Consider the following 12,143-nt stretch of genomic DNA (forward strand, 5'->3'; position numbering starts at 1 on the left):
CTAGCGGCGACCGGTGGGTTTCGCAAGCCGAAGCAGGCAGACCATATTTCCCTTTGCGAATTTGGTGATACAACCATGGCTGTGGCGGTGCTGCGCGGATATGCATTCCCTGCGAACACCGTCTCGAAGCCCCTTTCCGCCCCACAAAACGCGCGGGAAGGGGCTTTTGTTTGCGCGCGAGGCGTGACAGGTATCGCGGCATGAGGAAGCCCCTGATTTCGCTCGCCGCGCTGTGTGCGCTGACTGTTCCCGCCATTGCTCAGGACGAACCGCAGGGCGCTCCGTCGCCTAACGAGATTGTTGCCGGGGCCAAGGCCGAGGAGTGGATCGCGATCCCGGCGGAAGACCTGCTGGTCATGACGCTCGCCCCGGACGCTGCGGGCAAGGAGCGCAAGGTCGTCATCCAGTTGATGCCCGCGCCGTTCTCGCAAGGCTGGGTAGAGAACATCCGCACGCTCGCACGCGCCAAGTGGTACGACAACATCACCGTCAACCGCGTGCAGGACAATTACGTCGTCCAGTGGGGCGACCTCAACTACGACAACCCCGAGGCGAAAGGTGAACCCAAGCTGTTGCCTCCGGGACTGCCGACGGTTGATGAAAGCGATTATTCGGTCGATGGCAACGCGATCGGTCTGGCCGTGAAGCTTGCCGATACGCGGCGCGACCTGGCGCTGGAAACCGGTAGCGCCTTGGCGGGAACCGACACCACGACCGCCATCATCATCGCCAACGGGCTCATCGATTCCTACGCTCAGGCCGCCCTTTTCCATGCGGGCTGGCCCTTGGCGTCGAATGCGGGAAGTGCGGCCGAAGGAGAACCGGCAAAGGTCTGGCCCGTCCACTGTTACGGCATGGTAGGCGTGGGACGAAACCTGTCGCCCGACACCGGCTCGGGAGCCGAGCTCTACACGGTAATCGGACAGGCCCCGCGCCATCTCGACCGCAATATCGCGCTCGTCGGCCGGATTATCGAGGGGATGGAGCACCTCTCCTCGCTGCCGCGCGGACATGGCGACCTCGGATTCTACTCCGACGAGGAAGCTGACAAGCGCACCCCGATCCTGACCGTGCGCGTCGCCAGCGACCTGCCTGAAGCCGACCCGGCCTCAAGCAGCGAAGCGGTAGGCCAACAAACACGCCCGCACTTCGAATATCTCTCTACCGAAGGCGAGACCTTCGCCCGCTATGCCGATGCGCGCGCCAACCGGCGCGATCCGTTCTTCATTGTGCCTGCGGGCGGGGCGGACATCTGCAACATCCCGGTTCCGGTGCGCCGCGCCGCGAAGTGAGCGACGAGGTCGCCTTTGCCGCCGAGATCACGCGCTGGCAGGGCGAGAAGGCGGTCTACCACGTCATCACCATCGGCGGTGACGGGGCCGAGGCGATCACCATGCACGAACGCCTGCGCCGCCTCGAATTCGGGGCGCGGCGCGGGTTCGGTTCGGTCAAGGTGATGGCCGTGATCGGCGACACGCGATGGAAGACCTCGGTATTCCCGTCAAAGACCGGCGAATGGTGGCTGCTCGTGGGCAGGAAGGTCCTGAAAGCCGAAGACCTCGTCGCGGGTGATACGGCGAAAGTCGAACTGGAACTGCTCTGATGGCAGGCCAGCACCACAAGCGTCTGGCATGGGTAACGGCCGGCGGCCTGTCCCTGGCATTTGTGCTTGCCATCGGAGGAATAGTGATGCCCCCGGGAGAGACCCTGTGGCACCTCGTCGCTGCTCCGAAGGAAGATGGGAGCTGGCGTTTCGTTACCATCGACGGGGTCGACGTCGGTGCAGAGCGCTATTCGATCGGTATCCGCTGGGGCGAAGTCGTCGGGTATTACGACGGATGCAATTCCTGCGGCATCGGCGGTGATGATGAGCGGCGCGGCATCTATCACGCGCGCACCTGCACCCTAGCTGCCTGTGTGGAGCGGCCCCACGACCGGCTATTCCGAAGATTCCTTGTCCGGGATCTGGCGATGGAGCCGCAGGGGGATCGTCTCATCCTGTCGGTGGCCGGCCATCGGGCAGTGCTGGTCCGCCAGCCCCAGACCTAGACCCGCTGCATCAGTTCGATGCGGTTGCCGAAGGGGTCGGCGATGTCGCCGCGCAGGTAGCCGTCGAGCTTCTTGCCCGGCTTGAAGCCGATGCCGGCCAGTTCCAGCCTGGCCACCAGCGCGCGCAGGTCGCGCACCAGTAACGCCGGATGGGCGCGCCGTGCGGGCAGGAAACCGTCCTCGACCCCGCAGTGTATCGTGACCCCGTCGCCTTCGAACCAGCAGCCGCCGTTGACCGCGAGGTGCGCGGGCTTGGCGACTTCGGTCAGCCCCATGATCTCTTCCCAGAACAGCCGCGCATGGGTTTCGCCGCCATGCGGCATGGCAAGCTGGACGTGGTCGATACCGGTGAGGTGGCTCATACGCGCTCCGCCTGGGCGACCGAATCGCTGGCGCGCAATGCGCTGAGGATGCGGGTGAGGTGGGGAAGGTCCTGCACCTCGAGATCGACCTCGTAGGTGTGGAAGGGATGGTCGAGCTGGGTCTGTTCCAGCGTGGTCACGTTGGCATGGTTCTGCGCGAAGATGCCGGCCATTTCGGCGAGCGTGCCGGGGCGGTCGTAGAGCGTGACGCGCATGCGGCCCACGGCACCGCGCGACTGCTTGCCCCACGACAGGTCGAGCCAGTCGGTATCGATGCCGCTCGCCAGCTGATGGCAGTCGATCGCGTGGACCTCCACCCCTTCGCCCGGCTTGCGGATGCCGACGATGCGGTCGCCCGGGACCGGGTGGCAGCACTGGGCAAGCTGGAAGCCGACGCCGGCGGTCAGCCCGCGGATCGACAATGCCTTGCCGCTGCGGGTCCAGTCGGGCTCGTCCTCGAGCTCGGCGGTGCAGCCGGGAACCAGCGCCTCCATCACCGCGCGGTCGGTGATCTTGGCCGATCCGATGGCGTAGTAGAGATCTTCCTCCTCCTCCATCTCCAGCCGCTTGATCGCCTCGCGCGTGGCCTTGCGGCCGATCTTTGCCGGGACGCGCAGGGCGATCTCGTCGAACAGCTTCTTGCCGATCTCGGCCACTTCGGCGCGTTCCTTGAGGCGCACCGCGCGACGGATGGCGGCACGCGCCTTGCCGGTGACGACGAAGCCCAGCCAGCTCATCTGCGGCTCGGCCTTGTCGCTCTTGATGATCTCGACCACGTCGCCGTTCGAGAGCTGGGTGCGCAGCGGCATGTGCCGCCCGTTGATCTTCGCGCCCACGGTCTGCGCGCCGAGATCCGTGTGGACCGCGAAGGCGAAATCGACCGGGGTCGAACCCTTGGGCAGCTGGTGCAGCGCGCCCTTGGGAGTGAAGGCGAAGATGCGGTCCTGGTAGATGGCGAGGCGGGTGTGCTCGAGCAGTTCCTCGGCATCGTGGCTCGCATCGACGATCTCGATAAGGTCGCGCAGCCAGCCGACCTGCCCGTCGGGCTTGTCGCCCTGCTTGTAGGCCCAGTGCGCGGCGAAGCCGAATTCGTTGAGCTTGTGCATCTCGCGCGTGCGGATCTGCACCTCCACGCGCATCGACTTGCCGTAGATCAGCGAGGTGTGGAGCGAGCGATAGCCGTTGGTCTTCGGCGTCGAGATGTAGTCCTTGAACTTGCCCGGCAGGAACTGCCACGTCGTGTGCAGCACGCCCATGGCCCGGTAGCAGTCGGCCACGTCCTCGGTGATGACGCGAAAGGCCATGATGTCGGTCACCTGTTCGAAGCTGACATGGCGTTCGGCCATCTTGCGCCAGATCGAATAGGGGTGCTTCTCGCGCCCCGAGACCTCGGTCGTGATCCCCGCTTCGAGCAGGGCATGCTTCATGTCGAGCGCGATGGCATCGACCTGCCCGCCGTCCTCGCTGCGGATCTGGTCGAGCCGTTGGGTGATGGTCCGGAAGGCCTCGGGCTCGAGCTGCTCGAAGGCGAGCATCTGCATCTCGCGCATGTATTCGTACATGCCCACGCGCTCGGCCAGCGGGGCGTAGATATCCATGGTCTCGCGCGCGATGCGCTGGCGCTTCTCCGGGTTCTTGATGAAGTGGAGCGTGCGCATGTTGTGCAGGCGGTCGCCGAGCTTGACCAGCAGGACGCGGATGTCCTCGCTCATGGCGAGGAGGAACTTCCTGAGGTTCTCGGCCGCGCGCTCGTTCTCGGGCATCTGCTCGATCTTGGAAAGCTTGGTGACCCCGTCGACCAGGCGCGCCACGTCCTCGCCGAAATTGTTCTCGATGTCCTCGATCGTCGCCAGCGTGTCCTCCACCGTGTCGTGGAGCAGCGCGGTCATGATCGTTTCCTGATCGAGCTTGAGGTCGGTCATCAGGCCCGCCACCTCGACCGGGTGGCTGAAATAGGGGTCGCCCGAGGCGCGTGTCTGCGTGCCGTGCTTCTGCACCGTATAGACATAGGCGCGGTTGAGCAGCGCCTCGTCGGCGTCGGGGTCGTATTCCTTGACCCGTTCTACAAGTTCGTACTGGCGCAGCATGCTGGAGCCACGATGTGCGGATTCATGTGCCTATTGCAACGCAAAAAACCTGCGTGTCGTGATCGGTTTGTTCAAGCCTGCTGAATAGTGACCTGCGCGCTCTCGTAATCGAAGACGAAGCGACGGTCCCCGCGGACGCGGTGGCGGACGTGGTCGGCCAGCGGGTCGTGCGGCAGCCCCGCATCGTAGGCGGCGCGGGCGACGACGAGGTCGATGTAGCTTCCCTCGGGCCAGCAGGCGGCATAGCGGACCTTGCCATGCTGCCAGCTTGCGACGCGGCCGCATCTGCCGGTCAGTTCCGGCGCCGCCGCGCCCTCGACATGGTCGAACCAGCCGCTTGCAAGCCAGCCATCGCCCTCGATGGCGAGGCCGGGGCGCCAGCTTTCGCTCAACACGACGCGCCCGCCGACCAGTGCTTCGAGCTTGTCGGGAGCGAGGGTGGGCGGGATGCCGAAATCCATGTCGCGCGATCCGCTGCGCGGGCCGATTACCACCTGCCCGTCGAAAGCTTCGAGATTGGCGACAAGCGTGTCGGAAACGATCGGCAGGCAGGGGACGACCACGAGTGCATAGCCGTCGAGGGGAGCATCGGGGTGGACGATATCGACGTTCAGCCCCAGCCGCCGCAGGGCCGAATAGCAGTGGAAGGCCGCCCACAGTGCCGACTTGCCTTCGCCCTGCGGCTGGATCTGCGTCATCCATTCGGCGGCATAGGAGAACACCACCGCTGACTGCTTCACCGGCGCGCCGCCTTCGAGGCTCGCGAGGTCGTCCGCCGCAGCGCGCGCCTCGGCCAGCGCGGGAGCGGGCGTCGCGTCGGGACGCAAGAGCCCTGCGTGCATCTGCTCCTGCGCCTTGGGAAACTGGCGCCAGCGGAAATAGCTGACCAGCTCCGCCCCGTGGGCGTAGGCTTCCAATGTCCAAAGCCGGACCATGCCGGGCAGCGGCGCGGGATTGTGCCGCGCCCAGTTCACCGGCCCCGGCTGCTGTTCGAGCACCGACCAGCGCCCGTCCTTCGCGCATCCGCGATAGAGGTCGTGATGGAAGGCGGCGATGTCGGGATGGCCCGAATGGGCGAAGCGGCGCTTCTGCTCCTCGGTGAAGCGGAACATCTCGAGGAAGCCGAGCGGGTAGCTGTCCCACCCCAGCACGTCGAGATCGGCGGCAAGATCGTGGTGGTCGTAGCCGGTGTAGAACCCCATCGCATTGTGGGTGATGTCGCGTCCCGGCGAACATTCGCGCAGGATGTCGACCTGCGCCTTGTTGAAGCTCACCACCTGGTCGGAGGAGAAGCGGCGAAAGGCCAGCCAGTGCGCCGGGTTGGCCTCGGTCACGGTGAGGTTCGGCAGTTCGACCTCGTCGAAGCTGCGATATTCCATCGACCAGAAGACGTTGCCCCAAGCCTCGTTCAGATCCGCGACGGTTCCGTATCTCTCCGCTAGCCACAGGCGGAATGCATCGCGCGCGGCGGGCGAGAAGCTCTGCACCGTGTCATGGCAGCCGTACTCATTGTCGGTCTGCCAGCTGACGATGCCGGGATGTTGGTCATAGCGTTCCGCGACCGCACGCGTGATGCGCGCGGCCTGTGCCCGATATCCCGCATGGCTGAAGCAATAATGCCGCCGCGACCCGAATCCGCGCGGTCTCCCGTTGCGGTCGAGCGCGACCATGTCGGGCATGGCATCGACCACCCACTTGGGCGGCGTTGCCGTCGGCGTCCCCATGATGATGCCGAGCCCTGCGGCATGCAGCGTGTCGACCACACGGTCGAGCCAGCCCCAGTCGAATTTTCCGGGCTCGGGCTCGATCCGGCTCCAGGCAAACTCGCCGATCCGCACGCGGGTGAGGCCCGTCTCGCGCATCAGTCGCGCATCCTCGGCCCAGCGGGTTTCGGGCCAATGTTCGGGATAGTAGCAAACACCAAGGTCCATGCGCTTGCGTCTAGTGCCGAATATGCGATGGATGCCAGCCTAATCGGGAGGGTCGGATGTACGGGGAGCAGGCGCAGTTCGGTAATATCGTGCAGCTGGGCGTGTTTGCCGGGCTGATGCTGCTGGTGGCGGCGCTAACCTGGTGGAAGGTCCGCAGTGCGAAACATGACGGGTCCGAACAGGACGTCTTTCTCGCAGGGAAAGGACTAAGCTGGTTCTTCGTCGCGGGCTCGATCACCCTGACCAACCTTTCGACCGACCAGCTGGTGGGCATGAACGGCAACCAGATGCTGCTGCTCGCCTGGTGGGAAATCGCCGGTTTCGTCGGGCTGATGGCCTTGGCCTTCGTCTTCGTGCCGCTCTACTACCGCTACAATTGCACCACGGTCACCGAACTGCTCGAACGGCGCTATGACGGGCGTTCGATCCGCACGCTGATCTCGGGCATCTTCCTGGCGGGCAATATCCTTATCTACCTGCCCGCCGCGCTCTATTCGGGCGGGCTGTTCCTGCAGTCGCTGTTCGGCGATGGCGTGCCGCTGGTCGGCTGGGCCATCGCGCTGGCGGTGATCGGGGCGGCCTATACCATCTTCGGCGGGCTGAGGGCGGTCGCCGTCATGGACACGTTTTCGGGCGTCGGCATCCTCGGCCTCGCGCTGGTGATCGTCTTCCTCGCGCTGGCAGCAGTCGATTTCGACATCGTCAGCGGCGTGCCCGCAGAGCGGCTGAGCATGGTCGGAGCGGCGGACAGCCCGATCCCCTTCCACACGCTGTTCACCGGCATGGCCTTCATCCAGATCTTCTACTGGTCGACCAACCAGAACATCACCCAGAAGGCGATGGCTGCGCCGACGGTGAAGGAAGCACAGAGGGGTGTCTTCGCCGCCGCCGCTATCCGCATCCTGATCGTCCCGCCGATCGTCGTCATTCCCGGCGTTGTCGCCTACAAGCTGTTCGGTGACGTCGGCGATGCGGCCTATGGCCGGCTGGTCGCAGAGGTATTGCCGACCTGGCTTTCGGGCGCCTTTGCCGCGATGGTCGCGGCGGCTGTCATCACCACCTTCAGCGCGGTCCTGAATTCGACGGTCGCGCTCTATTCGGTCGATTTCCACGAGCAGTTCATCGGCAAGGTTGCCAACCACTGGAAGCTGGGCGCGGTGATGAGCGTGGCGGCGACCGTCCTCGCGATCGCGCTGATCCCGCTCTACCAGAATGCCGAGAGCATCATAAACCTGCTCCAGCAGCTCAATGGCCTGTCCTCCATGCCGATCCTCAGCGCCTTCATCGTCGGCCTGCTGTTCCGCAACGTCGCGGCGCGCGCGGCGATTGCTGGCGTCGTCTGGGGCATCGCGCTCTACGGGGCTTATACCTTCGCCGACGGGTTCGCCGCAGCGGTGGGCCTGCACTACATCGACTTCATGGTGATCACCCTGTTCACCTCGGTCGCCGCGGCGCTCGCCTTCAACCGTTTCGCCCTGGGTCGACGGGCCGAATGGATCGGCTTCGCGCTCTTCCGGGGCGGGGATGAAGCGCCCGCATGAGCGACGCCGAACTGCTGGAACTGCATGGCGAGGAATGGAGCCTCGTCCTCGAGAAGGGCGGCCGCGCGGTACCTGTCTGGCGGCATCTCGGCGCACGGGTCGAGCCGGGCAGCCTGCCACGGCTGGCGGATCTGCGCGGTCCGGCGACGTTCTCGCTCGAGGGCGACCATGCGATGGATGCGCTGCCGGTGGGCGGGCTGGGGTGGTTCGGGCCTTCGGCGCTGGCGCTGCGCGATACGGCGGTCGTGTTCGACAGCTGCGAGGTGGAGAAGACCGGGGCGGGCCTGACGCTCACCTGTCGCGACAGTCTCGACGGGATCGAGGTCCGGCAGCAGTTCCGCAAGCTCGATGGCGGCGGGTTGGAGATTGCCGTCCGCCTGACCAATCGCGGCGTCGACTTCGTCACGCTCGACCGCTGCGCCAGCGCCGTCCTGCCGCTGGCCGGCCACTCGCGCGAGATCGTCAGCTGGCGCGGGCGACACAATGCCGAGTTCGTCGAATGCCGCGAGGCCATGCCCGAACATGCCTGGGTGCGCGAGACGCGCCGCGGCCTGCCGGGACACGGCGGACCTTGCGGAGCCTATGTGCTGGGCGAGGATGCCGGATGGCACTCGGGCCTCGCCGTGGCAATGCAGCTGGCCTGGTCGGGCGATGCGAAGCTCACCATCGAGCGCGACGACGAGGGTTTCTGGGTCGCCATGGCCGAGGCAATGCTCGCCGCGGGAGAAATCGTACTGGCTCCCGGCGAGAGCTTCCACGCCCCGCCGCTGCTGCTGGCAATCTCCGCCCAGGGCCGCAACGGCGCGATGGCGCAGATGCACGCGGCCGTGCGCGAACGGATCGACTGGCCCGGCGGTGCGATGCGCCCGCGTCCCGTCCACCTCAACAGCTGGGAAGCGGTCTACTTCTCGCACGACGAGGCGCGGATCGGCGAGCTCGCCGAGGCCGCCGCCGCCATCGGCATCGAACGCTTCGTTCTCGACGACGGCTGGTTCAGGGGCCGCAATCTCGACAATGCCGGACTCGGCGACTGGACACCCGATCCGGCCAAGTACCCGAACGGCCTCAAGCCGCTCGCCGACAAGGTCCGCAGCCTCGGCATGCAGTTCGGCCTGTGGTTCGAGCCGGAAATGGTCAACCCGGACAGCGAGCTCTACCGCGCTCATCCCGATTGGGTGCTGAAACTGGAGGGTCGTGAACAGCCGACCGCGCGCAACCAGCTCGTTCTCGACATGCGCCTGCCCGCCGTGCGCGATTACCTCTACACCATGCTCGACAAGGTGTGTGCGACGGTCGATATCGACTACATCAAATGGGACCACAATCGCGACCATGCTCCAGGTGGCGGGGCGGCGCAAGTTCGCGGAATTTACGATCTTTTTCAGCGGCTTCGTGCCGCTCATCCCTCGCTCGAAATCGAGAGTTGCGCAGGGGGCGGCGGGCGGATCGATGCTGGCATCGCCCGTTACATCCACCGCTTCTGGACCAGCGACAACATCGACGCAGTCGCCCGCGTACCGATGCAGCGCGGCTTTCTCGCTTTCATGCCGCCCGAAGTCATGGGCTCGCATGTCGGCGCCAGTCCGAGCCATGCGACGGGACGCGCACAATCGTTGGATTTCCGCGCGGCGATTGCCTGCCAGGGACACCTCGGCGTCGAGCTCGATCCGGCTGTCATGGACGAGACAGAGCGGTCACGCCTCGCGGAGTGGATCGCGTTCTGGAAGCAGTGGCGCGCGACGATCCATGGCGGTTGCACCGTGCTGGGCGAAGCGAACGACGGGATCGTCTGGCAGGCGCAGGGAGACGGCGAGGATTTCCTCCTCTGGGTCATCCGCCGCGATCATGGCGAGGACCGCCGAGCGCAGCCAATCCCGCTGCCCTTTGCGGAGGCGCGCGATTGGGACGTGCAATTGCTGCGCCATGCCGGCCCGCGGGGCGTGCTGACGCCGCGCATCGGGCCGGCGGTTGCGGCAATGCGCGGGATGGCCCATCGCTTTTCCGGCAGCTGGCTTGCAGGCGCAGGCCTGCCCATGCCGTCCATCGCTGCCGAAAGCACGCTGATCTACCACCTGAAGGCCGTTTCATGAGTACCGCCGACCATCCCCACCGCCGCCTCAATCGCCTGACCGGCGAGTGGGTGCTGGTAAGCCCGCAGCGGATGAAGCGACCATGGCAGGGCGAGACAAAACCGGCGGCCGCAGGTGATCGTCCGAGCCATGACCCGTCCTGCTATCTGTGCCCCGGAAACGAGCGCGTCGGAGGCGTGCCCAACCCGGACTACGGTGGCGCTTTCGTCTTCCCGAACGACTTTCCTGCGCTGCTGTGCGAGCGCGACGGTAGCCGTCGCGACGGCCTGTTGCGCGAGGAACCGGCGGCGGGCGAGGCGCGGGTGATTTGCTATTCGCCCGACCATTCCGCCACGCTGGCGCGGCTCGACGATGCCGGGCGTCGCGAGGTGGTCGAAAGCTGGTGCGACCTGTCGCGCGACCTCGGCGAGCGGTGGGCCTATGTGCAGCTGTTCGAAAACAAGGGCGCGATGATGGGCGCGTCCTCGCCGCATCCGCACGGGCAGGTGTGGGCGAGCGATTTCGTCCCGACCATCGTCGCGCAGGAGGACAAGTGCCAGCGGGACTATCGCGACGGTAATGGCGCAAACCTGCTCGCTGCCGTGATCGAGGCCGAGCTGGCGGAAGGAAGCAGGGTGATCTGCGCGAACGATCACTGGCTTGCCATCGTCCCGCACTGGGCCGCATGGCCGTTCGAAACGCTGCTGATCGCGCGCGACGATGTGGCGCGGATGGAAGATCTGTCGGACAAGGCCCGCGATGCGCTGGCGCGTATTCTGGGACAGCTCCTGCCCGCCTATGACGCGTTGTTCGACACCGATTTCCCATATTCCATGGGCTGGCACGGTGCTCCACACGATGCGAGCGCGGATACGGCACACTGGCGGCTGCATGCCCACTTCTTCCCGCCGCTCCTGCGCTCGGCGGAAATCCGCAAGCACATGGTCGGGTATGAACTCATGGCCGAAACCCAGCGCGACCTGACGCCCGAGGCGGCGGCCCAGCGCCTTCGCGAGTGCCTCGCATGAGTGCGGAGCTGAAGGACAAGGCCGCCCGCCTCTTCGCGGAGCGGTTCGGTACCGATCCCGAAGGCGTGGTTTTCGCTCCCGGCCGTGTCAACCTCATCGGCGAGCACGTCGACTACAATGAAGGCCTCGTGCTGCCGATGCCGGTCCGCGAGGGGACTGCGATCGCCTGGGCGCGCAGTGAAGGGACGGAATTCGAGGTCGTCGCGGCAGATTTCGGCGAAGAGGACAGTTTCGCTGTTCCGCCCGGAAAACCGGACGAAGTCGATTGGCGCAGCTATGTGCGCGGAATGGTGGCCGAGAGCGGATTGGCTGCAGGCGGCATGAGGATGCTGGTCACGGGCGACCTTCCGCGCGGGTCCGGTCTGTCGTCGTCGGCATCACTGTGCGTTGCGGTCGGGTGCGCACTTGCGGAGGCATCGGGCAGGGAGGCTTCCCCGGTCGAACTCGCCCAGGCAGCACAACGGACCGAACACCAATGGGCCGAGGTGGCCTGCGGGATCATGGACCAGATGGCTGTGGCGGCGGGTGAGCCGGGCCATGCGATGCTGCTCGATTGCCGCGACCTCGGCTTTTCGTTGCATCGATTGCCAGAAGACTGGGCGGTGGTCGTCACCGAGAGCGGGGTCACGCGCGGCTTGATCGATGGCGAATACAACGCCCGCCGTGCACAATGCGAAGCGGCGGCCAGGGCGCTTGGCGTCGCTTCGCTGCGCGATGCCTCGATGGCGGACGTCGAGGCGTCGGGTTTGGACGATCTCACCCGCAGGCGGGCACTGCATGTGGTCGACGAGATCGCCCGCACCCGCGCCGCGGCGGACGCCTTGGGCCGAAGCGATCTTGCAGCCTTCGGGGCGATTTTGCGCAAAGGGCACGCGTCCCTGCGTGACCTGTTCGAAGTCTCGGTTCCGGCGGTCGATGCCGTGGTCGAGGAACTGCAGTCGGTAATCGGCGCGCAGGGCGGGGCCCGCATGACGGGAGGCGGCTTCGGCGGTGCGGTCGTCGCGGTGCTCGCCGCCGAACGGCTGGGCGAGCTCGAACGTCAGACCGGCCGAAGCTTCCTCCGGGTGCATTGAGTC

The 12,143-nt window shown here is 66.0% G+C and carries 10 protein-coding genes; 7 read left to right on the forward strand and 3 right to left on the reverse strand.

The features are described from left to right. The first annotated feature begins 200 nt into the window (after nt 1-200). From IRL76_RS00780 to IRL76_RS00790, 3 genes are read left to right on the forward strand one after another with little or no spacing between them, the layout of a single operon-like run. Nucleotides 201-1,292, forward strand: a complete 1,092-nt coding sequence (locus IRL76_RS00780) for a peptidylprolyl isomerase (RefSeq protein ID WP_200982253.1) — start codon at nt 201-203, stop codon at nt 1,290-1,292. After that, nucleotides 1,289-1,603: a DUF1905 domain-containing protein gene (locus IRL76_RS00785; RefSeq protein WP_200982254.1), complete on the forward strand. Its 315-nt coding sequence runs from the start codon at nt 1,289-1,291 to the stop codon at nt 1,601-1,603. Before IRL76_RS00780 ends, IRL76_RS00785 begins: the two co-directional genes overlap by 4 nt. Further along, on the forward strand, nt 1,603-2,049 hold the full coding sequence (locus tag IRL76_RS00790; RefSeq protein WP_200982256.1) for a hypothetical protein: 447 nt from the start codon (nt 1,603-1,605) through the stop codon (nt 2,047-2,049). Before IRL76_RS00785 ends, IRL76_RS00790 begins: the two co-directional genes overlap by 1 nt. On the opposite strand, the gene IRL76_RS00795 is transcribed toward IRL76_RS00790, so the two are convergent. The 3 genes from IRL76_RS00795 to IRL76_RS00805 all read right to left on the reverse strand — a co-directional run bounded on the left by IRL76_RS00795 (nt 2,046) and on the right by IRL76_RS00805 (nt 6,429). After that, nucleotides 2,046-2,411, reverse strand: a complete 366-nt coding sequence (locus tag IRL76_RS00795; protein WP_200982258.1) for a VOC family protein — start codon at nt 2,409-2,411, stop codon at nt 2,046-2,048. The two genes, IRL76_RS00790 and IRL76_RS00795, sit on opposite strands and share 4 nt — an antisense overlap. After that, nucleotides 2,408-4,498: a RelA/SpoT family protein gene (locus IRL76_RS00800; RefSeq protein ID WP_200982259.1), complete on the reverse strand. Its 2,091-nt coding sequence runs from the start codon at nt 4,496-4,498 to the stop codon at nt 2,408-2,410. The genes IRL76_RS00795 and IRL76_RS00800 overlap by 4 nt, the downstream gene beginning before the upstream one ends. Nucleotides 4,499-4,569: 71 nt before the next feature. After that, nucleotides 4,570-6,429 (reverse strand): beta-galactosidase, encoded by a 1,860-nt coding sequence (locus tag IRL76_RS00805; RefSeq protein ID WP_200982261.1) that lies wholly within the window; start codon nt 6,427-6,429, stop codon nt 4,570-4,572. Nucleotides 6,430-6,485: 56 nt separating this feature from the next. Between IRL76_RS00805 and IRL76_RS00810 the strand changes: the two genes are divergently transcribed. Genes IRL76_RS00810 through galK form a run of 4 tightly spaced genes read left to right on the forward strand, consistent with a single transcriptional unit; the run spans nt 6,486 to nt 12,140 of the window. After that, nucleotides 6,486-7,970, forward strand: a complete 1,485-nt coding sequence (locus tag IRL76_RS00810) for an SLC5 family protein (RefSeq protein WP_200982263.1) — start codon at nt 6,486-6,488, stop codon at nt 7,968-7,970. Continuing rightward, nucleotides 7,967-10,060 (forward strand): alpha-galactosidase, encoded by a 2,094-nt coding sequence (locus tag IRL76_RS00815; RefSeq protein WP_200982265.1) that lies wholly within the window; start codon nt 7,967-7,969, stop codon nt 10,058-10,060. The genes IRL76_RS00810 and IRL76_RS00815 overlap by 4 nt, the downstream gene beginning before the upstream one ends. Continuing rightward, a complete protein-coding gene (locus IRL76_RS00820; RefSeq protein WP_200982267.1) occupies nt 10,057-11,067 on the forward strand; it encodes a UDP-glucose--hexose-1-phosphate uridylyltransferase in 1,011 nt (336 codons plus the stop codon). Before IRL76_RS00815 ends, IRL76_RS00820 begins: the two co-directional genes overlap by 4 nt. Next, complete coding sequence (gene galK / locus IRL76_RS00825; RefSeq protein ID WP_200982269.1) at nt 11,064-12,140, forward strand: galactokinase; 1,077 nt, start codon at nt 11,064-11,066, stop codon at nt 12,138-12,140. Before IRL76_RS00820 ends, galK begins: the two co-directional genes overlap by 4 nt. Nucleotides 12,141-12,143 lie beyond the last annotated feature (3 nt).

It is taken from the genome of Qipengyuania soli (assembly GCF_015529805.1).
In the GTDB taxonomy this organism is placed as follows: Bacteria; Pseudomonadota; Alphaproteobacteria; order Sphingomonadales; family Sphingomonadaceae; genus Qipengyuania; species Qipengyuania soli.